Annotated in this window: 22 protein-coding genes and 1 pseudogene; 10 read left to right on the top strand and 13 right to left on the bottom strand. The window is 63.8% G+C overall.

The genetic code is table 11. The features are described 5' to 3' along the window. The first annotated feature begins 25 nt into the window (after positions 1–25). Positions 26–550 (top strand): GAF domain-containing protein, encoded by a 525-nt coding sequence (locus H3Z74_RS13505; RefSeq protein WP_187760167.1) that lies wholly within the window; start codon positions 26–28, stop codon positions 548–550. Between the two features lie 6 nt (positions 551–556). Here H3Z74_RS13505 and H3Z74_RS13500 read toward each other — a convergent pair whose 3' ends face one another. From H3Z74_RS13500 to rsmI, 4 genes and pseudogenes are all read right to left on the bottom strand, one after another. After that, a complete protein-coding gene (locus tag H3Z74_RS13500) occupies positions 557–1,156 on the bottom strand; it encodes a DedA family protein (RefSeq protein WP_187760166.1) in 600 nt (199 codons plus the stop codon). A gap of 112 nt (positions 1,157–1,268) precedes the next feature. Continuing rightward, a pseudogene (gene gshB, locus H3Z74_RS13495) lies at positions 1,269–2,226 on the bottom strand (glutathione synthase). A 51-nt stretch (positions 2,227–2,277) separates the two neighbouring features. Beyond that, positions 2,278–2,631: a YraN family protein gene (locus H3Z74_RS13490; protein ID WP_187760165.1), complete on the bottom strand. Its 354-nt coding sequence runs from the start codon at positions 2,629–2,631 to the stop codon at positions 2,278–2,280. Next, entirely contained in the window at positions 2,628–3,461 is an 834-nt protein-coding gene (gene rsmI / locus H3Z74_RS13485; protein WP_187760164.1) for a 16S rRNA (cytidine(1402)-2'-O)-methyltransferase, read from the bottom strand. The genes H3Z74_RS13490 and rsmI overlap by 4 nt, the downstream gene beginning before the upstream one ends. An 11-nt stretch (positions 3,462–3,472) precedes the next feature. Between rsmI and H3Z74_RS13480 the strand changes: the two genes are divergently transcribed. Next, positions 3,473–4,669: a penicillin-binding protein activator gene (locus H3Z74_RS13480; RefSeq protein WP_187760163.1), complete on the top strand. Its 1,197-nt coding sequence runs from the start codon at positions 3,473–3,475 to the stop codon at positions 4,667–4,669. 46 nt (positions 4,670–4,715) lie between these two features. Here the strand turns inward: H3Z74_RS13480 and hemW are convergent, their stop codons facing one another. Next, on the bottom strand, positions 4,716–5,876 hold the full coding sequence (gene hemW / locus H3Z74_RS13475; protein ID WP_187760162.1) for a radical SAM family heme chaperone HemW: 1,161 nt from the start codon (positions 5,874–5,876) through the stop codon (positions 4,716–4,718). A gap of 39 nt (positions 5,877–5,915) precedes the next feature. Here hemW and H3Z74_RS13470 point away from each other — a divergent pair, with 39 nt between their 5' ends. After that, the gene (locus H3Z74_RS13470) at positions 5,916–6,458 is read left to right on the top strand and encodes a CAP domain-containing protein (RefSeq protein WP_187760161.1); all 543 of its coding nucleotides are present in this window, start codon (positions 5,916–5,918) and stop codon (positions 6,456–6,458) included. Between the two features lie 268 nt (positions 6,459–6,726). Here the strand turns inward: H3Z74_RS13470 and H3Z74_RS13465 are convergent, their stop codons facing one another. The 4 genes from H3Z74_RS13465 to H3Z74_RS13450 all read right to left on the bottom strand — a co-directional run bounded on the left by H3Z74_RS13465 (position 6,727) and on the right by H3Z74_RS13450 (position 8,918). After that, positions 6,727–7,122 (bottom strand): VOC family protein, encoded by a 396-nt coding sequence (locus H3Z74_RS13465; RefSeq protein WP_187760160.1) that lies wholly within the window; start codon positions 7,120–7,122, stop codon positions 6,727–6,729. A 42-nt stretch (positions 7,123–7,164) separates the two neighbouring features. Further along, the gene (locus H3Z74_RS13460) at positions 7,165–7,602 is read right to left on the bottom strand and encodes a DUF3617 domain-containing protein (RefSeq protein ID WP_187760159.1); all 438 of its coding nucleotides are present in this window, start codon (positions 7,600–7,602) and stop codon (positions 7,165–7,167) included. Positions 7,603–7,671: 69 nt separating this feature from the next. Beyond that, positions 7,672–8,481 (bottom strand): ferredoxin--NADP reductase, encoded by an 810-nt coding sequence (locus tag H3Z74_RS13455; protein ID WP_187764315.1) that lies wholly within the window; start codon positions 8,479–8,481, stop codon positions 7,672–7,674. A gap of 2 nt (positions 8,482–8,483) precedes the next feature. After that, positions 8,484–8,918: a hypothetical protein gene (locus tag H3Z74_RS13450; RefSeq protein WP_187760158.1), complete on the bottom strand. Its 435-nt coding sequence runs from the start codon at positions 8,916–8,918 to the stop codon at positions 8,484–8,486. A 161-nt stretch (positions 8,919–9,079) separates the two neighbouring features. Between H3Z74_RS13450 and uvrB the strand changes: the two genes are divergently transcribed. Beyond that, on the top strand, positions 9,080–11,278 hold the full coding sequence (gene uvrB, locus H3Z74_RS13445; RefSeq protein ID WP_187760157.1) for an excinuclease ABC subunit UvrB: 2,199 nt from the start codon (positions 9,080–9,082) through the stop codon (positions 11,276–11,278). A gap of 34 nt (positions 11,279–11,312) precedes the next feature. Here uvrB and H3Z74_RS13440 read toward each other — a convergent pair whose 3' ends face one another. Beyond that, complete coding sequence (locus H3Z74_RS13440; RefSeq protein WP_187760156.1) at positions 11,313–11,699, bottom strand: PRC-barrel domain-containing protein; 387 nt, start codon at positions 11,697–11,699, stop codon at positions 11,313–11,315. A 51-nt stretch (positions 11,700–11,750) separates the two neighbouring features. Continuing rightward, positions 11,751–13,025 carry an MFS transporter gene (locus tag H3Z74_RS13435; RefSeq protein ID WP_187760155.1) on the bottom strand — a complete coding sequence of 425 codons (1,275 nt, stop codon included), beginning with the start codon at positions 13,023–13,025 and terminating at the stop codon, positions 11,751–11,753. A 105-nt stretch (positions 13,026–13,130) separates the two neighbouring features. Between H3Z74_RS13435 and H3Z74_RS13430 the strand changes: the two genes are divergently transcribed. From H3Z74_RS13430 to H3Z74_RS13410, 5 genes are all read left to right on the top strand, one after another. Next, a complete protein-coding gene (locus tag H3Z74_RS13430; protein ID WP_187760154.1) occupies positions 13,131–13,655 on the top strand; it encodes a hypothetical protein in 525 nt (174 codons plus the stop codon). A gap of 49 nt (positions 13,656–13,704) precedes the next feature. Further along, positions 13,705–13,854 carry a hypothetical protein gene (locus H3Z74_RS13425; protein ID WP_187760153.1) on the top strand — a complete coding sequence of 50 codons (150 nt, stop codon included), beginning with the start codon at positions 13,705–13,707 and terminating at the stop codon, positions 13,852–13,854. A 435-nt stretch (positions 13,855–14,289) separates the two neighbouring features. Next, positions 14,290–14,700 carry a hypothetical protein gene (locus H3Z74_RS13420; RefSeq protein WP_187760152.1) on the top strand — a complete coding sequence of 137 codons (411 nt, stop codon included), beginning with the start codon at positions 14,290–14,292 and terminating at the stop codon, positions 14,698–14,700. A 93-nt stretch (positions 14,701–14,793) separates the two neighbouring features. Continuing rightward, positions 14,794–16,377, top strand: a complete 1,584-nt coding sequence (locus H3Z74_RS13415) for an amidase (RefSeq protein WP_187764314.1) — start codon at positions 14,794–14,796, stop codon at positions 16,375–16,377. Between the two features lie 89 nt (positions 16,378–16,466). Continuing rightward, a complete protein-coding gene (locus H3Z74_RS13410) occupies positions 16,467–16,763 on the top strand; it encodes a hypothetical protein (RefSeq protein ID WP_187760151.1) in 297 nt (98 codons plus the stop codon). Positions 16,764–16,770: 7 nt separating this feature from the next. On the opposite strand, the gene H3Z74_RS13405 is transcribed toward H3Z74_RS13410, so the two are convergent. Then, entirely contained in the window at positions 16,771–17,226 is a 456-nt protein-coding gene (locus tag H3Z74_RS13405; protein ID WP_187760150.1) for a DUF2721 domain-containing protein, read from the bottom strand. Between the two features lie 79 nt (positions 17,227–17,305). Here H3Z74_RS13405 and H3Z74_RS13400 point away from each other — a divergent pair, with 79 nt between their 5' ends. Next, positions 17,306–18,430 (top strand): GNAT family N-acetyltransferase, encoded by a 1,125-nt coding sequence (locus H3Z74_RS13400; RefSeq protein WP_187760149.1) that lies wholly within the window; start codon positions 17,306–17,308, stop codon positions 18,428–18,430. 3 nt (positions 18,431–18,433) lie between these two features. On the opposite strand, the gene H3Z74_RS13395 is transcribed toward H3Z74_RS13400, so the two are convergent. After that, the gene (locus tag H3Z74_RS13395; protein WP_187760148.1) at positions 18,434–22,024 is read right to left on the bottom strand and encodes an ABC transporter permease/M1 family aminopeptidase; all 3,591 of its coding nucleotides are present in this window, start codon (positions 22,022–22,024) and stop codon (positions 18,434–18,436) included. Positions 22,025–22,029: the final 5 nt, after the last annotated feature.

The following is a 22,029-nucleotide window of genomic DNA, read 5'->3' as shown; positions in this document are numbered from 1 at the left end:
GTCGCTTTGATCCACAAGCGAGTGGATGACGACCGGCTCTCCGCTTTCTCCCGATCTTGCTGCCGATGTCGCCGCGGTGCAGCGCATGGACGTTGTCAGGACGATTCTTGCCGATGTCTGCCGCATCACCGGCATGGGCTTTGCCGCCGTGGCGCGGGTCACCGATGGCCGCTGGATCGCGTGCCAGGTGCAGGACGATATCGGGTTCGGCCTCGATGCCGGCGAAGAGCTGGAGGTTCGCACCACGATCTGCGACGAGATCAGGGACAGTCGTCTCCGCGTCTATATCGACCATGTCCGCGACGAGCCGGCATGGCGCACTCACCCCACGCCGATCATGTACGGCTTCCAAAGCTATATCTCGGTCCCGATCGTCCGCGCCGACGGCAGCTTCTTCGGCACCCTGTGTGCGATCGACCCTGAACCGCGTTCGGTCAGCCTGAAGGCGGTGGTTGCGTCGATCGAAGAATTTGCGGCGCGGATCGGCCGTGAACTCGATGCGATGCTGGGTAGCCGTTCCAGCGCCGATGTATCGGCCCCCGCCGGTTAGGGATTATCAGGCGCGCGGCTTCCAGCATATCACGCGGTACAGATAGAAGCCGACGATTCCCACCATCGTCGCCACAGCGACCGGCCCGACATAGCGGTCGAGCTCATGGAAATTGGCGCCGAGATAATAGCCCGCGCCGGCCAGGATCGTGTTCCAGATCGCGCTGCCCGCCGCCGTCCATACGATGAAGCGCCAATGCGGCATGCACGTCATGCCCGCAGGCAGCGAGATGATCGTGCGGCCCGCCGGCATGAAACGGAACACGAAGATCACCCATTGGCCATGGCGCTGGAAAAAGGCGTGGAGCTTCTCGACATCATGCCATTCGAGCGTCAGCCAGCGGCCCCAGCGATCGACGAACGGCCGCAACCGCTTGTAACCAAGGCGGCGCCCAATCTCGTACCAGAAATAATTGCCGATCACCGTGCCGACCGTGCCCCACAGGATCAGCGGCACCATGGCCATCTGTCCGCGCGCCACCGCCATGCCGCCAAGGCCCATGATCACTTCCGACGGGATCGGGGGAAACACATTCTCCGCCGCCATCAGCAGCAAGATGCCGATATAACCGCCCCATGCGATCATGTTGATGATGATGTCGGTCATGGATCCCGCTTCTCAACCGTTCGTGCTGAGCCTGTCGAAGCACATTGGCATGCGCGACTCCTTGTCTTTCGACAGACTCAGGACGAACGGCGGCGGATAAAGGGTCCGCAGGTCATACGCGTGCCGCCACCTTCGTCTCGATCGCTGCCCAGATCAGCGCAGCCGTATCGGTCCCGTTGAAGCGGTCGATCGCGACGATTCCGGTGGGGGGAGGTGACGTTGATCTCAGTCAGCCATTTGCCGCCGATCACGTCGATGCCGACGAACAGCAGCCCGCGCTTCTTCAATTCCGGTCCGAGTTCGGCGCAGATCGCCAGCTCGGTCTCGGTCAGCTCGGTCTTCACTGCCGATCCGCCGACTGCGAGGTTGGAGCGGATCTCGCCAGCGCCCGGCAAGCGATTGATCGCGCCCGCGACCTCGCCATCGATGAGCACGATGCGCTTGTCGCCCTGCGCAACATCGGGGAGGAAGGCTTGGATCATGTGCGGTTCGCGCCAGGTCATATTGAAGACCTCGATCAGCGCGGACAGGTTGGCGCCATCCGATCCGACCTTGAAGATCGCCTTGCCGCCATTGCCGTGCAGCGGCTTGACGACGATCTCGCCATGTTTGGCAAGGAAGGCGCGCGCTTCGTCGAGCGAACGGGTGACCAATGTCGGCGGCATGAAGTGCGCGTAATCGAGCACAAAGACCTTTTCCGGCGCGTTGCGCACGTTGGCCGGATCGTTGACGATCAAGGTCTTGTGCGCGATCCGCTCAAGCAGGTGCGTCGCGGTAATATAGCCCAGGTCGAACGGCGGATCCTGACGCATCAGCACCACATCCGCATCCTCGCCGAGGTCGAGCGAGACGGGCTCGCCGAACTCGAAATGGCTGCCAGCAACGCGCTGCACCGTCACCGGATGCGCCTTGGCCCAGACCCGGCCATCGGCATAATTCAGATCCTCGGCAGCATAATGGAACAGCCGGTGCCCGCGCGCTTGCCCGGCGAGCATCAGCGCAAAGGTCGAATCCCCGGCGATATTGATACTGTCGAGCGGATCCATCTGGACTGCGACGGCGAGCGACATGAATTTCTCCGAGCTATGGCCTGCGCGATGTAGGATGCGCGCTGCGGAAAGTCACCCGATCCAGGCATTCTCGATATGGCGCGGCCGCGTGCCCGGTGCGAGCAGGATGACATCGACGCGGATATCGTCGCCCGGCCCGGCATAGCGCGACATCAGCACCTCGGCCGCCGCCGCGACGCGGGCGAGGCGGCGTTCGTCGATCGCGAAATCGAGCTCGCCGGCTGTGGCGCGCATCTTTACTTCGACGAAGGCGATCAGATTGCCGCGACGCGCGACCAGATCGACTTCACCGGCCGGGGTGCGCACGCGGCGATCGAGGATGCGCCAGCCCTTGAGGCGGAGCCACCAGGCGGCAAGCCGTTCACCGCGACGGCCCGCAGCTTCGGCGACGCGGCGGTCTCTCACCCCTTCATCTCCAGCGCCCGAGCGTAGAGCGCCTTGCGGTCGACACCGAGCTTCTTCGCCACTTCGCTCACCGCTTTCGCCATCGGCAAGCGCTGCAGTGCCTCGACCAGCGCCGCCTCCGCATCATCCTGTGATGCAGGCGCAGCTTCGCCCGGCGGGGCGACGACTATGACGATCTCGCCGCGCGGCGGTGCGTCGGCGTAGCGCGCCGCGAGCTCGCCGAGCGTGCCGGTCACCGCTTCTTCGAATCGTTTGGTGATCTCGCGCGTGACTGCCGCCTCGCGCTCGCCCAGTCCTTGGGCGAGTGCGGCAAGCGTCGCCGCCAGCCTTGGTCCCGATTCGTACAGCACCAGCGTCGCGCGCACCGCCGCCACTTCGGCGACCGCGGCTGCGCGCGCCTGCGCCTTGGGCGGGAGGAAGCCGAGATAGAGGAATCGGTCGGTCGGCAGACCGGCCAGGGTCAGTGCCGCGATCGCCGCGCACGGTCCCGGCACCGTCACGACATTATGCCCCGCCGCGCGCGCATCGCGGACCAGCTTGTAGCCCGGGTCGGAGATCAGCGGCGTACCCGCGTCGGAGACCAGGGCGACAGCCTCTGTCGCCATGCGCGCGATCAGGCCGGGACGCACCCCTTCGGCATTATGGTCATGATAGGGTGTCATTGGCCGTTTGACCCCGATATGACGCAGCAGCACCGCCGTCACACGGCTGTCCTCGACCGCGATTATCGCGGCGTTGGCCAGCACATGCGCGGCTCGCGGCGAGAGATCGCCGAGATTGCCGATCGGGGTGGCGACGATATAGAGACCAGGTTCGAGTTCCGCGTTCATTGGGAGTAGTCATGGCAGAGGGTGTATCGGTACCGCAACGGGGCGTTTCGTTCCTGCGGGCGGCAATCGTCGCCGGCGCGTTGATTCTCGGCGGCTGCCAGACGGTCGTACCGCGCGGTCCGGCGACCAAGACGCCCCCCGCGACGCGTCCCACGACTGATTCGTCGCTGATCGATCCGGGCATTCCGGTCGACACCGCGCGCCACCGCGTCGCATTGCTGGTGCCGATGACCGGCAGCAATGCCGGCGTCGGCCAGAGCCTCGCCAATGCGACTCAGCTCGCCCTGCTCGACACCAAGAACGAGAAGGTGCGCGTCACCACTTATGACACCGCGCTCGGCGCCGCCAATGCGTTGCAACGCGCTATTGCCGACGGCAACAAGCTGATCCTCGGGCCGTTGCTCGGCGAGGATGTCCGCATCATCGCGCCGATCGCGCGCCGTGCTGGCGTGCCGGTGGTAAGTTTCTCCAACGATGCCAGCGCGGCGGGCAATGGCGCCTATCTGATGGGCTATGCGCCCGCTCAGTCGATCGCGCGGGTGGTCGATTATGCACGCGGCCAGGGAGTGGAGAGCTTTGCCGGGCTGGTTCCGAACGGCCTGTACGGCGAACGCGCCTCGACCTCGTTCCTGCGCGCGGTCGAAAGCGCGGGCGGTCAGGTCGTCACCTTGCAGACCTATGACCGCGCGTCCGGATCGCTTGCCGCAGCAGTGACGCGCATGGCGCGCAACTCGCCATATCAGGCGGTGCTGATCGCCGATGGCGGATCCAGCGCGGCCGCCGCCGTGCCGTTGCTGCGCCGGAACGGTGGCGCGACGGCGCGCGTGCTCGGCACCGAATTGTGGAATTCGGAAGCTTCGATCGCGAGCAAGGCGTCGCTCAATGGCGCCTGGTTCGCCAGCGTGCCGGACAATCTCTATCGCCAATATGCCGCCAAATATCGCGCCCGGTTCGGCGCGGCGCCGTTCCGCCTGTCGAGCCTAGGCTATGATGCGGTGCTGCTGACCGTCCGCATCGCACGCGACTGGCGGGTCGGTGACGGATTCCCCGAGGCGCGGCTGCACGATGCCGGCGGCTTTGCCGGTATCGACGGCGCCTTCCGCTTCGGCCGCGACAATATCGCCGAGCGTGCGCTGGAGGTGCAGGAGATCCGTGGCGGGACGACCGTGGTGGTGTCCGCCGCGCCGACCGGGTTCGCAGGGAAATAGGGGATAAACATTGCTTCCCCGGCCTTCGCCGGGGAAGCGGTTATTCTTAGGCTTCTGATTGGACAATCACCGGCAGGATTGCGTCGAGCAACAACATCCCCGCCTCGCTGATCTGCAGCCGGTCCTGGCTCTGCACGGCCAGCCCCTGGTGGACAAGCAGGCCCAGCGCCTTCTCATCGATCAGCGCTGCCACGCTGCATTCCCCTAGCGCCGCGATCCGCGCGAGATCGACGCCCTCGCGCAACCGTAACCCCATCAGCAGCGCTTCGGTCGCTCGTGTGCGGGGGCCCAGCGCATCCTCAGCCTCGATACCGTGCTGATTGCGGTCGATCGCCGCCATCCAGTTCTCCGGCTTCTTGCGCCGGACCGTCGCAAGTCCACCGCGCCGGCCATGTGCGCCCGGGCCAATCCCGGAATAATCCTGGTAGCGCCAATAGACGAGATTATGACGACTCTCCGCCCCGGCGCGGGCATGGTTGGAAATCTCATAGGCGGGTAAGCCCGCCGTTGCGGTCATCGCCCGGGTCGCCTCGAACAAGTCGGCGGCCGTGTCTCCATCGGGAACGACGATCCGCCCCGCCGCTGCCTCGGTGGCGAAACGCGTGCCGGGCTCGATCGTCAGCTGATAGAGCGACAGATGTTCGGTACCGAACGACAAAGCACGCTTCAGCTCGGCTTCCCAATGGTCGAGCCGCTGATCGGGCCGGGCATAGATCAGGTCGAAACTGACGCGCTCGAACGCGGCTTGCGCCGTCGCCAGCGCGGCCAGCCCTTCGTCCACGTCATGCGCGCGACCAAGAAAGGCGAGCGCGTCATTGTCGAGCGCCTGGAGTCCGAGCGACACCCGGTTCACCCCGACACTGGCGATATCGGCGAAGCGCGCCGCCTCGACCGATGACGGGTTGGCCTCGAGCGTGATCTCCACACCCTCGGTAAAGCCCCAGCTATCCTCCGCCGCGCGCAGGATCGCGGCAACCGTCTCGGGCGGCATCAGCGAGGGCGTGCCGCCGCCGAAAAAGATCGAACTAAGCTTGCGCCCCGGCGTCAGCGCGGCCTCATGTGCCAGGTCGGCGAGCAATGCCGCGCGCCATGCCGCCTGGTCCACACCGTCGCGTACATGGCTGTTGAAGTCGCAATAGGGGCATTTCGACACGCAGAACGGCCAATGGACATAAAGGGCTAGCGGTGCTGTTTCTGCGGGGTTCATGGTCGCGCGCTTATGGTCGCACGAGAGGAGCTAGGGAAGATGCGAGTTCTGGCGCTGGCCTTGATGCTGCTGACCGGCTGTTCGAACGGTCCGGTGCGCGTGACCGAGGAGCGCGTCTTTGCCGGAAACGCGCCGCGCGGTGATGCGTCGCTGCGCAAGGCAATGATCCAGGGACATAACGACGCACGCGCGCGGGCTGGTGTGGCGCCGCTGGCATGGAATGCGACGCTCGCCGCTGATGCGCAGCGCTATGCACAGGAACTCGCGCGATCTGGCCGGTTCGAACATTCGCGCGAGCCGCGCGGAGCGACCGCGCAGGGCGAAAATCTGTGGACCGGTACGCGGGGCGCCTATCGTTATGAGGAAATGGTCGGGCATTGGGTCGACGAGGAACGCTATTACCGACGTGCACCGACTCCGGATTTCTCCACTACCGGCAAGTGGCAGGATGTCGCCCATTATACCCAGATCATCTGGGGCGGAACGACGGCGTTCGGCTGCGCGATGGCGAGTAACGATCGCGATGATTATCTCGTGTGCCGCTACGCGCCGCCGGGCAATGTCGTGGGGAGGCTGCCCTGAAACTGGCTGTATCCGGTCGGGCCCCTGGCTAGTACCGTCCCATCGTCCGTAACCCGCCACCCCGTTAAATCGGCGATGGACTCCGCTAGTAGCTCCTCAATTGCTTCCCCGGCGAAGGCCGGGGCCCAGTCGGAAGGTAGGAGTTAACGAGCGCTGCGCGTCGCCGCAGACGCTCCTCGACTGGGCCCCGGCCTTCGCCGGAGAAGCTTATATGGGATATCTGCCGAGCAAAGTTCGGGAGACGCAGGGTAATGTACGGGCGCGTCACTTATTCCTCGCCGGTGCGATAGGCGCAGAACTTGTTGCCGTCCGGGTCGCGGAAATAAGCGCCGTAAAATGCCTGATCGCCGACGCCGCCGCGCAAGCCCGGCGCGCCCTCGTCGCTGCCGCCCAGCTCGATCGCCTTGTGATAGATCGCATCGACCTGCGCGCGGCTGTCGGCCATGAGCGCGACCATCGTACCGTTGCCGGCCGACGCGGTGCCGCCGTCATAGGGCCGGGTCACGGCCAGCATCGGTTTGTCTCGGCCAGCACCATAAAGGGTGAAGCCGCGCACATCGGGCATGGTCAGCAGCCTTTTGCCGCCCATTGCGGTGGCCAGTCCGTCGTAGAAGACCAGCGCCCGGTCGAGGTCGTTGGTGCCGAGCGTTGCGTAACCGATCATTGTTTCTTCCCCTATCGCGATGTCGAAATCATGTCCGGAGGATTAGCATGGCCCGATCCGGCGGCCGCTGGTCCGTGTCGTTATGGTCATCGGTGCCTTGCCGCTCATCACGCCCCGGCCGACCGCGGTGTAGGAGGTCGGGGTGTAGCTTCCCTCGGATGTCATGGTCACCGTGCCGCGTGGGCGGCTGCAGACCAGCTGGCTCGAAATCCGCCCATTGGTCATCGAATAGCGCGTGAATTTACAACCCGGATCAGCCTTGGTTACCGCGCGCGGGCCCTGCGCCGCCTGTTCCGGCGTGACGCAGGCTGTCACGATCTTAGGCTTACCCTTCATTGCCGCCGCCACGCCGGGCGGTCCGCCGGGCATTTTGACGTCGATGATCTCGATCCTGGTCTCCCATTTGCCAGGCTGCATATGGGATCCGGGGGCCGCGCCGATCAAAAGTGCAAGCGGCAGGCATGCGAGAAGGCGGGTCATCGCGTCACTCCGGCAAAATATCCTGCCGGGCTTATCGGCCGATCGTGCCGCTATCGCAATCGGGACGCATCAATCGACAAAGGCGCGCTCGATCACGAAGCGACCGGGATTGGCGTTCGACCCTTCGTCGAAGCCGATCGATTCGAGCATCGCGCCAAGATCGCGGATCATGCCGGTGCTGCCGCACAGCATCACCCGGTCGGTTGCCGGGTCGAGTGCGCGGGTGCCGCCGATCGGCGGTCCGAACAACCTTGCATCTTCGATCAGGGCACCGATCCGCCCGCTGGTGTGGAATGGCTCGCGCGTGCAGGTGGGAATGTAGTGGAACTGGAGCAACGCCTGGTCGCCGACCAGCGGATCGCCTGCCAGCTGCGCGGTCAGTTCGTCGCGATAGGCCAGGTCGCTGACTCGCCGTACGCAGTGGACCAGGATGATCTGTGCGAAGCGGTCATAAATGTCCGGATCACGCGCCAGGCTCAGAAACGGCGCCAGCCCAGTACCGGTGGAGAACAGGAACAGCCGGCTCCCGGGGAGCAGTGCGTCGCACACCAGGGTACCGGTCGGCTTGCGGCCGAGATAGACCTGATCACCGGCATGGATCGTCTGAAGCCGGCCGGTAAGCGGGCCGTCCGGCACCTTGATCGACAGGAATTCCAGCTCATCGGCATAGGCCGGGCTGGCGATCGAATAAGCGCGCATCAGTGGGCGTGCCTCGCCCGGCAGGCCGATCATCACGAACTCGCCGGAGCGGAAGCGGAAACTGGCGGGGCGGCTGATCGCGAAGCTGAACAGATGCTCGTTCCAGTGCCGCACCCAGCGCACATCGCTGGTCGCGAAGGCGGGATGGTCGGGAATGAGCTGGGGCGTGCGAACGTACATGTTCATGATCGATTATCGTTCCTGCGATGGGCGGCGGTCGGGAGGGGAAGAGCGGCACCGACCCGCTCGACCGCGAGCATCAGGCAGAGCACCGCCTCGTCCGCGACCAGGCTGGCGGCCTGGCGTCGCAACGGGCCGGGATCGGGTGCGCGCGTGGCGGAGAACAAAGCGAGCAGGCGCGCTTCGTCGTCATTGACCAGCACATAGCCGGGTGGCGCGAAGACCAGCCGGCCCAGGCCGTCGATGTTGAGTGCGGCCATTGCCATGCCGAAATCCGGTAATGCCTCCAGCATGTTCCGTTTGGCGAACGATCCGCGCAACGCGGCGCACGAGCAGCGGCCCGCCGAGGACGCCTCTACCCAGGTCCGCATCGCTGCGACCAGAAAGGCCATCTCGTCGTCGAGCTGCGTCAACGGGCGGTCGACGAAACGGTACATGGCGACTCCTTCGTGACGATTGGGAGTGCGACTATCGATAATGAGAGTAAGTCGCAATAGCTTTTGAGGAATAATCTGGTGATTATGAGGCAGTGTGGAACGCGCCGCTCCTGGTCGATGCGTGCGTTGCCGATCGCCGTTTGCGACCCCATATTCAAGCCATGGCCATTCAGATTCGCACCAGTCTCGACGAACCCGAAACCGGGCAGAACTTCATCCCGCACCGCCCGGCTCGCCCGCCCAAGGTGGAAGGCGGCAAGCCATTCAAGCTGGTCAGCGATTACACGCCTTCGGGCGACCAGCCGACTGCCATTGCCGAACTGGTCGAACAGACCCAGGCGGGTGAGCGCGACCAGGTGCTGCTCGGCGTTACCGGTTCGGGCAAGACCTTCACCATGGCCAAGGTGATCGAGGCGGTGCAGCGTCCGGCACTGATCCTGGCGCCGAACAAGATCCTCGCCGCTCAGCTCTATGGCGAGTTCAAGTCTTTCTTTCCGGACAATGCGGTCGAATATTTCGTCAGCTATTACGACTATTATCAGCCCGAAGCCTATGTGCCGCGGTCGGACACGTACATCGAAAAGGAAAGCTCGACCAACGAATCGATAGACCGGATGCGCCATGCCGCGACTCGCTCGCTGCTTGAACGCGACGATGTGATCATCGTCGCCTCGGTATCGTGCCTGTACGGCATCGGCTCGGTCGAGACCTATTCGGCGATGATCTTCGACCTGAAAAAGGGCCAGTCGGTCGATCAGCGCGAGATCGTGCGCAAGCTCGTCGCGCTGCAATACAAGCGCAATGACGCGGCGTTCCAGCGCGGCAATTTCCGCGTGAAGGGCGACAATCTCGAAATCTTCCCGTCGCATTATGAGGACACGGCGTGGCGCGTGTCCTTCTTCGGTGATGATATCGAGGAGATCGTCGAATTCGATCCGTTGACCGGCAAGAAGGTCGCGAGCCTCGACTATGTCCGCATCTATGCGAACTCGCACTATGTGACGCCGGGGCCGACGCTGAAACAGGCGATGGAGGCGATCAAGTTCGAACTCGCCGAGCGGCTCAAGGAACTGGTGCCGGAAGGGAAATTGCTCGAGGCGCAGCGGCTCGAGCAGCGAACCAATTTCGACCTCGAGATGATCGCTGCGACCGGCAGCTGCGCAGGGATCGAGAATTATTCGCGTTTCCTCACCGGTCGTATGCCCGGCGAGCCTCCTCCGACATTGTTTGAATATCTACCCGATAATGCCTTGTTATTCGTCGATGAAAGCCATGTCACGATCGGTCAGATCAACGGCATGTCGCGCGGCGATCACCGCCGCAAGCTGACGCTCGCCGAATATGGCTTTCGCTTGCCCAGCGCGATCGACAACCGCCCGCTTCGCTTCAACGAATGGGAAGCGATGCGCCCACAGACCACCTATGTCTCGGCGACTCCGGGCGGGTGGGAAATGGAGCAGACCGGCGGCGTGTTCGCCGAACAGGTCATCCGTCCAACCGGGCTGATCGACCCGCCGATCGAGATCAAGCCGGTGGAAGAACAGGTTCAGGACCTGATCGTCGAGGCGAAGAAGACCGCCGAGGCCGGCTATCGTACGCTGGTGACAACGCTGACCAAGCGCATGGCGGAGGATCTGACCGAATTCATGCACGAGGCGGGCCTCAAGGTCCGCTACATGCATTCGGACGTCGAGACGCTCGAAAGAATCGAGCTGATCCGTGATCTCAGGCTTGGTGTCTATGATGTGCTGGTCGGGATCAACTTGCTGCGCGAGGGGCTCGATATCCCCGAATGCGGGCTGGTCGCGATCCTCGATGCCGACAAGGAAGGGTTTCTGCGCTCCGAGACGTCGCTGATCCAGACGATCGGCCGCGCCGCGCGCAATGTCGACGGGCGCGTGATCCTCTACGCCGATCGCATCACCGGCTCGATGGAGCGGGCGATGAACGAGACCGGGCGGCGCCGCGAAAAGCAGCTTGCCTATAATGCGGAGCACGGCATCACGCCGCAGACGATCCGCCGTAATATCGGCGACATCATCAAGGACGTGTCGAGCCGCGACCAGGTCACGATCGAGATCGACGAGGATCGCCCGCACATGGTGGGGCACAATTTGCGCGCCTATATCGAGGATCTCGAAAAGCAGATGCGCGCCGCCGCCGCCGATCTGGAATTCGAAACCGCCGGCCGCCTGCGCGACGAGATCCGCCAGCTGGAACAGGAAGAGCTCGGCCTGCCGGTCGATCAGCAGAAAGCGCCGATGATGGGCCGCTCGAACGAGGGCAAGCCGGGCACGCGCAAAACGCGCTACGGCAAAAGCCAGAAGATGCGGATGGGCGGCACCGGGCGTCGATCCTGAGAGACGAGCGAGCCTCTCTCGTGCTCAGCGTCGCTCAGGCGGTCGCCGTCCCCAGCGACAGATCTTCCTTGCCGACACCGTAATAGCTCGCCACTCGGTCGGCATAGGCCTGGTCGAATATCGGCGCGTTCGCCGCCCAGCTCGGACCGCCTTCGAGTACGCGGCGGTCGATCGTCACGATATAGGTGTCGGCGACCGCGTCGAAGGAGAGCAGGCTGAACGGCAGGGGGTAATAGGCCTTGCCCATGCCCAGGAACCCGCCGATCGTCAGCACGGCATAGACCGCCTGGCCGCTACGCTTGTTGATCATGAAGGCGTAGACATAGCCGATCTTGTCGCCGTCGCGACTGCGCACCGGCATCACATCGACCTTGTTCGACTGAATCAGCAACTGGGTCGGTTCGTCTGACGCTTTGGACATGAGATTCCCCCTTGGAGTCGTTGCGTAACATTTACAGCGCTGTGCGGTTCCTTAATCTTCCTCGATCAGGCTGGTGCGCTTGGTTTCGGGCAACATCAGAAAGGCGATGGTCGCCGCACCGATGATCGCCGTGACATACCAGTAGAAGCCGGATTCGATGCCGCCCTGCTTGAACCACAGGGCGACATATTCCGCCGTCCCGCCGAACGCCGCATTGCCGATCGCATAGGGCAGCGCGACGCCCAGCGCGCGGATATGCGCCGGGAACAGCTCCGCCTTCACCAGCGCGCTGATCGAGGTGTAGGCCGACAACAGCATCAGCGGCACCAGGATGATCGCAAAGGCAATCACCGGATCGCGCGTCGCTGCCAGGATGCTGAATACCGGTACCGAGACGATCATGCCGCCAAAGCCGAACAGCAGCAGCATCGGCTTGCGCCCGAGACGGTCGGCGAGCAGCCCGAACAGTGGCTGTGCGAGCATGTAAACCACCAGCGCCGCAGTCATGATGAAGGTGCCGGTTTGCACCGCGAAGCCGCTCGTATTGGTCAGAAACGTCTTCATGTATGTGGTGTAGGCGTAGAAGGCGCAGCTGCCGCCGGCGCTGATCACCGCCACCAGAATAAATTCGCGCGGGTGCGCTTTCCACAGCGCCATCAGGCCGGACTTGGGCCGGTTCGCATCGAGTTTCCCGAATGCCTCGGTCTCGGCGAGGCGACGGCGCAGGACATAGACCACCAGGGCAAGTACCGCGCCGATGATGAAGGCGATGCGCCAGCCCCAATCGGCCATCTGCGTCTTGCTGAGTGTTGCCTGGAGGATCGCCGCCACTGCCAACGCAGTCAGCTGCCCGCCGATCAGCGTGACATATTGGAAGCTCGACCAGAAACCGCGCCGGTCGCGCGTCGCCATCTCCGACAGATAGGTCGCGCTGGCGCCATATTCGCCGCCCACCGACAGACCCTGGATCATGCGTGCGATGAGCAGGATCGCGGGTGCAGCGACCCCGATCGTATCATAGCCGGGCACGAAGGCGATCATCAGCGAGCCCGCGCACATCAGCCCGACCGACAACGCCAGCCCAGCCTTGCGGCCATGCGTGTCGGCATAGCGGCCCATGACATAGGCGCCGATCGGCCGCATCAGGAAACCGACCGCAAACACCGCCGCGGTGCCGAGCAACTGCGCGGTCAGGTCGCCCTTGGGAAAGAAGGTCGCGGCGAACACCAGCGACAGCGAGGAATAGGCGTACCAGTCATACCATTCGACGAGATTACCCGCGGACCCGCCGATAATCGATTTCAGCCGTTTCGCATCAAGCGCCATAGATGATCTCTCCTGATCGGATACGTCGCTCATCCCGGCACGTTCGCCAAGGAAATAGTCATAGGGCGGTTGAGCCTGCTGCAGGCTTCGCCCATAGACGCTGTCATGCGTTCGTTTCCCTTCCTCGCCCTGCTCGTCGTGTTGGGAGGGTGCGTGGCCCCGTCCAAACCGCCGCCGCGCCCTGTACCCCGGCCCGTGCCGATCCAGACGCCGACTCCCGCACCTGTGCCAGCTCCCTTGAGCAGCGACTGGCGCGACTGGCCGTTTACGCCGGGTGACTGGGTCTATCGTCAGGATGGTCGCGGCTCGGTCGCCTTGTTCGGCCGGCCCGGTATGGAGCCGTTGCTCACGCTGCGGTGTGACCGCGACGCGGGCGCAATCTATCTTTCACGGACCGGCGTTGCCCCCGGCGCCGTGCCGATGACGATCCGCACCTCGACCGCGATGCGCACGCTCAACACGACGCCAGTCGGCGGTGCTCTCGCCGTCTCGATCAACGCGCGCGACAGCCTGCTCGAAGCGATCGGATTCAGCCGTGGGCGGTTCGTGGTGCAGCAGCCCGGATTTCCGACATTGGTCGTGCCGGCCTGGGCCGAGATTCTGCGCGTGACCGAGGATTGCCGTCGCTAGACGGATAAGCTTCTCACCCCGTGCGTTATGCGGATGAGGAGGCGAGGCCATGATCCGCAAGCTCAGGTCCGGCGAATACCGGCTCTATTCCAGGAAAGTCGACGAGAAGACCGGCAAGCGCCGCAATCTCGGCACCTTCGACACGCGCGCAGCGGCGGAAAAGCACGAGCGCGAGGTGCAGTACTTCAAGCGACATTGATGGTGAAAAGCGGGTGCATCGCGATCGGGTCAGCGCGGCAGGTGACCCTGATTTCGGCGACGGAAGAGAATCGTCGAAATCGCAGTGAATTACAAGACTTGTATATGCGATTTGGATGATTCACATAGGGTTCGTGCCCAAGCAGGGTGCGCCGTTTCAACAAGCGAAAGGAGGTGATCCGATGTCTCATGGTTCAGCAATGGGGTCGGTTCAGTTCGTTCGGGGGACGCGCCGCTAGCTCTTTGGGATGACGGCGGGGGGTATTTTCCCCCAATCAACGTCGCCGTCTATCGGAGCTTAGCGGTTCGCATGGTCTCCCAAGCTGGAGCTTCCGGCCGCTGACCATGTCAGGAGGTTGCCGGTGCCCTTGACGGGGCATCGGCAGCCTCTTTTCATGTCTGGGCTTTGCGATCAGGGGTGGTCATGGTCGCTCATATGAGGCTGCCGCTGCTCACGATCGTCGCATTCTGTCTCACCGGCTGTGGAGCGAGCGATCTCTGCAGCAACACTCTAGTCGAAAAATTGCTCGACCCTTCCGGCACTCGCGTTGCCTATCACTATATCCGCGATTGCGGTGCGACGACCGATTATGCGACCAGCATCGCCATCGGCGCGCTAGGCGAAGACACGGCGCAGGCAGATGTGGTCTTCACTGCGGATTCCGGCCACGGCGCGGCAAAGGCCGATGGAGAGGGTATCTGGCTGCGGATGACATGGGCGCGGCCTGGCATGTTGCTCGTGTCTCATGCGGAAAAGGCGCGCATCTTCCGGCAAGAAGGCCAGGCGCGAGGCGCCCGGATCAGCTACCGTGCAAGTGATGACCCTGTTGCGCGGCCGGTGCCTTGAACCGTCATGCCTGGGCTTGTTGCCCTGCGCTCCGTGCCGCACAGTCGCCGCATGAATCGAAGCCTGACCGGCTCGCATGATGGGGGCAAAGTGATGCGGCGTTTTCGACTGACATTGTTACTGGCGATCACGGTATCGGGGCCACTCTCCGCTCAGGTCGCTCCGACGGTCGAAGAGCGCTCGATCTCCGAACTCCAGGCTGCGATGGCCAAGGGCAGCGCATCGAGCGAGGCGATCACCAAGGCCTATCTTGCGCGGGTCGCGGCGATGGATCGTACCGGGCCGACGCTCCGCGCAGTGATTGCGATCAACCCCGATGCGCTCGCCCAGGCCAAGGCAAGCGATGCGCGGCGCAAGGCGGGCAAGCCGCTCGGTCCGCTCGACGGGATTCCGATCCTGATCAAGGACAATATCGAAACGCTCGACCCGATTGCGACCACCGCGGGTAGCCTCGCACTGAAGGACAATATCACGCACCGCGACGCGCCGGTGGTGGCCGGGTTGCGCAAGGCCGGCGCGGTGATCCTCGGCAAGACCAACCTCAGCGAATGGGCCAATATCCGTTCGTCCCATTCGATGAGCGGCTGGAGCGCGGTCGGCGGGCTGGTGCGCAATCCTTATGCGCTCGACCGTAGCTCATGCGGGTCGTCGAGCGGCTCCGGCGCGGCTGTCGCGGCAAGCTTTGCCGCGGCGGCGCTGGGTACGGAGACCGACGGGTCGGTGGTTTGCCCGGCGTCGATGAACGGGCTTGCCGGGCTGAAGCCGACGGTCGGGCTGGTCAGCCGCACCCATGTCGTGCCCATCAGCCATAGCCAGGATACGCCCGGGCCGATGGCGCGCAGCGTGCGCGACGTCGCGATTCTGTTCTCCGCGATGGTTGCCGCCGATCCGGCGGATGCGGCGACGCGGGCTGCGGGGAAGTACGTACGCGACTATGCCGCGTCGCTGTCGGCCGATGGTTTGCGCGGCGTGCGCGTCGCCGTGTTGCAGCCCGACATGCCCGAGGCGCTCAGGGCAAAATATGAAGCCGAACTGCGCGTCCTGGAAAAGGCCGGGGCGGTGCTGGTCGAGGCGAAACAGCCCAAGCTCGACGGTTTGGGCCAAGCCGAGGGAGATGTGCTCCACACTGAATTCAAGGCCGATCTCGATGCCTATCTCGCTTCGACTCCCGCAAGCGTGAAGACGCGCAACCTCGATCAGGTCATTGCATTCAACGATGCGAACAAATCGGCCGAAATGCCGTTCTTCGCGCAGGAGACCTTCCTCATCGCGGCCAAGACACGCGGCCTGACGGATGCGGAATATCTCGGCGCGCGCGCCAAGTCGCTGCGGCTGGCGGGGGCGGAGGGGATCGACGCAATCCTCAAGACCGCCAGCGCGACGGTCATCGTCGCGCCGACCTATGGCCTGCCCTGGCTCAGCGATAGTGTGTCAGGCGACAGTTTCGACGGACCGAGCGCAAGCCAGTTGCCCGCCATATCGGGCTATCCGCACCTCACCGTGCCGATGGGGCTGGTCAAGGGCTTGCCGGTCGGCATGTCGTTCATCGCCACCGCCTATGGCGATCAGACGGTGTTGAATGCCGGTTATGCCTATGAGCAGGCGAGCAAGGCGCGTGTCGCGCCAAAATATCTGCCGGTCGCTGATGTCGGGGCGGGACTGGGCGGGGTGCGATAACTGGAGTCTGTCACTGAGTGTTATCTTCCGCCGCTCACTCCCACCTTCATGTCGCTGGCGGCGATTCAACCGGTTCTTGAAAGATACTGATGCGTATTCTCCTGATTCTGGGTGCGTTGATTGCAGGAATGATTGTCGGCACCTGCCTGTTCGCGCTGATCTGGCGTACCACGGCCCCGGACGGGGCGATGGCGATGGCGGTTGGCGGAGCTACGCCGATTGCCTTCGGGGCTTTGGCGTATCTCGGCACGAAGACCGCCAACGGGCATAGACCAAGCCTCGGCAGCGCGCGGACATGGCTGGCCATTTTGTGCATCGCGGCGGCGGCGGCAGGGCTCTTTTTGTTGTTGATCGTGGCTGCCGCCGTGCTGGTCCAGCGCGGCTGACGATATTCTAGCTCCGTTCGAGCAATTCCGGCCGGATATGGATCGCGGTCAGCGACATGCGCACCTCGATCAGGAACGAGATCAGCGCGGCGATCAGCAGCGCCATGGCGAGGATGAACGAGATGGCGACCACCGTGCCGATGTGAAGCTTGGCCAGTTCGGCGACGAACAGGCCGGCGACGACCAGGCAGGTCATCACGGCGCTCGATACCGCGAGTACCAGCGCCCGGTTGATCACCGTCATGCGCCGGTCGAGCAGGCGCAATTCCCACACGTGGCGATCATGTTCCGGGCCGGTCGAGCGCGGGTGAAGCTGTTCGATCGCCCGGGCGCGATCGACCACGCGCGACAAGCGTCCGGCCAGGACGTTGAGCAGCGCACCGATCCCGGCAAGCATGAAGACGGGGCTCAGCGAGAGCTGGATCGTCTGGGCGATGGTGGTGACGGCGGGTGTGGAGAACATCGCGCGACTGTGACGTGCGCGCGCTCATGCGGTCAAGCTTGAACAGGTTGGTAACGCATCGCCCCTTATAGCGTCGCGCATGAACAAGCCGATGCTCCTCGACGACTTTGTCCGCCTGCCCGCCATGACGCGCGCGGTTGCGCTCGACGGATTGTCGGGGCTGCTGGACCTGGTGGCCGAAGCCGCGCCCGCAACGCATCGTTTCCTGCGCTATCAATGGTTTGCGGCGGCGCTGCAGGCCTATGGTGGTGCTGCGCGCACGATCGTGATCGAGCAGGACGGCAACCCGGTCGTCGCGCTGCCGATGGTCCGCTTCGGTCCCGGCCCGGCGCGGCTTGCGGCAGTACCGGGCTGTTACTGGCCATTTCGCAGTTTTCCCGCGAGCAGCGCAGCCGACGCCGCCGCATTCGGCGCGCTGGTTGATCGGCTGGGCGGAGAGGTCAACGCGCTGCGCATCGGTCCCGTTTATGACAACGACCCTTCGCTTCAACCCTTGCTCATAGCAGCGCGGGCGAAGGGCTGGGTAGTGCTCGACCGGTTCGTGGCCGACAGCTATCTGCTCGACATGGCGGCGGCGCAGGCCGAGGGCACCTGGCCGCGCAACTCGACCCTGCGCAAGAACCGCTTTCACGAAAAGCATCTTGGCGATCATGGCGCGCTCGACTGGCGTTTCCTGAGCGGCGAAGACTGGGCGGCCGGCGGCTTCGATGCGCTCGCCTCGGTCGAGGAGAAGAGCTGGATCGCGGCGCGCACCGATGGGAGCGATGCGAAGTTCACCGAGACGGGGCACGGCGCCTTCTGGCGCGCCGCGGCAGCCGATCCGGCGCTGGCCAGGATGATGTGGGCGGCCTTGCTTACCGTCGACGGCGCACCCGCCGCCTTCTCGTTTGACGTCAATGCCGGGGCGCTGAAATACGCCATCGCCAACAGCTATGATCCCGCTTTCGGCAAGCATTCCCCGGGCAAGCTGCTCTATTATCGCAATCTCGTCCGCGCGCTCGAGGACGGCATCACGACAGTCGACTGGGGCGCGGGCGATAGCGGCTACAAGCGAGTCATCGGCGCCGAACAGGGACCGGCGATCCGCGACTGGCTGCTGGTGCGGCCGGGACTGCCCGCGATGCTCGGCCGCGCGCTGAAGAGCGTGTGGGAACGCAGCGGCAATGCGCCAGTCCGGACCGAGGCCGGCGCCTCCGAGAGCTGAAACCTACCCTCCCGTTACCGCCACCACATTATCGTCGCTGTTGCGGTCGATATAGGTGTTGTACGGATCGACCCCGGCAAAGACCGGTTTGCGCTTCGACACCAACCGGATCACCTGCTGCCCCGATTTGACCGGCAGGCGAGTCATCGAGATCACATCCTTCGCCGCAAAGGCGCCAAGCCCCGGACGCTGGTCGAACAAGCCAATCGCGATGCTGTCGACCAGCGGCGCCGGCTTTTCCACGCCGGTGCCGTTGGCGTAGAATTTCGCCGCATTGACCGTGATTGCGGTTTCAAAATTGCCGTCGGGCAGCTTGCGCGTCGTCGCGGTCGTCGCCTTCAGGTCGTAAATGGTGATGCGGTCGAGCAGGTCGAGCACCAGCTCGCGCTCGGCAGGGGTGCGCGCCAGCGACAGGAAGCCGTTCACCAGGTCGAGCGAGCGGGCATAGGGCTGGCTCTTGAAGCGGAACTTGTCGAGCAGACCGGCGAGCATGTGATTGACCCGGTCCTCGCCGAGGCGATCCTGCAGCAGATACATCACCACCGCGCCCTTGCGGTAATGGATATAGGGCTGGTTCTCGACCCGATCGAGCGGCAGTTCCTCGATCCGCTCCGACCCGCGCGCGCGCAGATAGCTGTCGAGCTCGTATTTCAGGAAGCGGCGAATCTTGTCCTCGCCATACATGTGCTTCATCACCATCAGCGCGGAATATTGCGCCATGGTCTCGACCATGATGGTGCCGCCCTGCATGTCTGCACTGATCAGCTGGTGCGCCCAATATTGATGGCCCAGCTCATGCGCGGTGACATAGGTGACATAGTCGATCTTGTCGGGGTCGCGCGTGTCGGCAATGAAGCCGATCCGTTCCGAATAGGGGATCGTGCCGGCAAACGCCTGGGCAAAGGTCTGGTAACCCGGGAACTCTATGATCCGCGCATAATCGAACTGATAAGGCCCGAAATGGGCGCGGTAATAGCCAAGCGACGTTTTCATCGCAGTGAGCATGCGATCGACATTATAGCTATGCTTGGCATCGTAGAAGACTGACAGCTTCACGCCGTCGGCCATTTCCGATTTCTCGGCATAATGCGCCGACTGGATCGAGAAAAAGGCGAGGATCGGCGCGCCCGATACGAAGTGCGCGGTGCGTCGTCCGTTCGCGGTCGTGTCCGCGACCTTGCGGCCTGGCGCGATCGGTACCTGGCCGGCATCGGTCGAAACGGTGATGTCGGCATGCACCCAATCGGCGTCGCCGACATAGTTGCGCCGCTGCGCCGAGACATCCTCGAGCTTGGCCGGGCGCAGTTCGGGCGTGAGGCCATATTTGCGGCGCTTGGCCCGATCGGTCAGCAATCCGTCACGGTTCATGCCGATCTGCGGCGTGAGGTTGAAATTGTTGAGGAATGTGCCGTTGGCGATCAGCGATGTGTCGTCGCCATTGGCACGCAGGCCGAGTTGCCGGCGCTCGGTTCGGAAGGTGAGAGTGCCGGTGGCGCCGGGCGCGAGCGGGTTGGCGAAGCGGTAGATGCGATATTTCATGTCCGCATCGTCAGACGCCAGCGTCGCGCCGGGAATATCGATCGCGACGATGCGGGTATCCTCGTCCGCCAGGCGGACATGGAGCGCCGGCAACGGTGCGCCAGTATCGTTGACGAAGCGGTAGGTACCATTGGTCTCGGCGCGCCGCTCCGCAGGATAGAGTGCTACATTCATCGTGATGTCGGTCAGCGACGGCTGCCGCAGCGTCTCATATTTGAGGTATTTCTTCTCGAACGCGGCCAGCCGCTTTTCGCCGTCTTCCTGCGTGCGATAGGTGTTGAGGATATCCATATTGTAATAGAGGAACCCACCGGTCACCGCCGCGACGACCAGCGCGCCGGCGAGGATCGCACCCGCCGGGCTCACCAGCCGGCGGGGCAATTGCGCGAGGCGCGGCTTCAGGCGAGTCTCGGTGCCGCGCCGCCAGAGCAGGTGCGCAAACACCGCCAGCATCACCGCGAATGCGGCCCAGTAAAGCCGGAGCCACCAGCCGAGCGCGCCGCCGATCTGCGCCCCGTTCATGTCGGAGAATTGCTGCGATCCGACACTGCCGTAATTGTATAGCGGGTGACCGAAGCCGATATTGTTCAGGGTCAGGGTTCCGACGAGATAGACGACCATGACGGCCCAGCCGGTATATTTGTTCGGGCTGAGTGCCTGAACGAACACCGCGAGGATCGCCATGATCGCAAGGTCCACCGCTTGTGGCGCGACATACCAGGCAAGGTAGTGACCCAAGGCGAGGTCATGCTGGCCACGGAACAGCTGGACCAATATCGCCGCGATGACTGAAATGACCACCGTCGAAAGCAGCACTCCGGTGACCGCCAGAGCCTTGGGCAACATATAGGCCCAGTTGGGCAGCGAGGTCGCGTCGATGATCTCATGCATCTTGCGCTCTCGATCGCGCCACACGAGCTCGCCGGAATAATAGATTGCGATAATCAGCGGGATAATCCCGAACGTGCCCAGCAACGTGTCGATGATGGCAAAGGTGAGCGGGCGGGCGGGGGTGCCATAGATCTGGTTGGAAAGAAGCAGGCCTGCTACCGCGTTGAACAGCCCGATCACCACCAGCACAAAATAGGCCGGGCTGCGGAACACCTGCCGCATCTCGAACCGGCATCGTGCCGACAGGCGTGCCCAGGTCGCGGCCGCGGGGCGCACCGGCGGCAATGCCGAAACGATCCGTGGTTCGGTTGCGGCAAGCTTCGCGTCGTTGCGTGCCTGTTTGCGCAGTTTTCGCTTCGACGCCCCACGTTCGGTGAAGCTGAACCGAGTATAAGCGAGCGCTAATGCCGCGAGCCCGACGGCAAACCAGATCAGGCGGTTGGCCATCATTATACCGGTGATTGCGGGGATCGATCCGTTTGCTTCGCTCGCCGTCCAGTAGCGCGTGGCGTTGCGGAATGCGGGGATGCCGAACGGCTCGATATAGCCTGACAGGTCGCGCAGTTCGGGCTTCGACCCCATGACGGTGAGGAGCACGACATAGAGTACGAGGAAAACGACGACGCCGAGATAGCTGTACATCATCGACCGGGTCATGGTCGCGACGGCGAAGAAGATTGCTGACGTCATGAACAGGTTGGGCAGGGCGAAGAGCAGATACGCGTAGAGAAAATCGCTCCAGCGGTTCGGCCCGAGCGTCTCGGAATCGACCCACGGCATCAGCGACCCGAGCCAGATCGCCAGCGGTACCGCGAGGAAAGCGACCGCCGCTGCGACGAACGCACCGAGGAAGCGCGCCATCAGATAATCGAACTTCTTCACCCGGGTCGATCGGACCATCGGCCCGAAACCGCTTTCATCATCGCGCACGATCACGTTGGCGACGAAAGCGGTCGTCACGAACATGAAGAACAGCGACAGAATCAGGTGGGTCATGACGATCGCGACCGGCGCGTTCTTGTGGATGTTGCCGCCGCCGCCGATCTGGATCTGGTCGACCGTCATCGACCCGAAGGTGAGCAGGAAGAACAGGATGGCGACGACCCAGAAAACCGGGTTGCGGAGCTGATAGCGGAGCTCGAACCGCGCGATCTTGCCGAACATGCTCG

It is taken from the genome of Sphingomonas alpina (assembly GCF_014490665.1).
GTDB classification, from domain to species: Bacteria; Pseudomonadota; Alphaproteobacteria; order Sphingomonadales; family Sphingomonadaceae; genus Sphingomonas; species Sphingomonas alpina.
The sequence above is the reverse complement of the archived record's forward strand: the minus strand, read 5'-3'. Positions and strand labels throughout refer to the sequence as shown.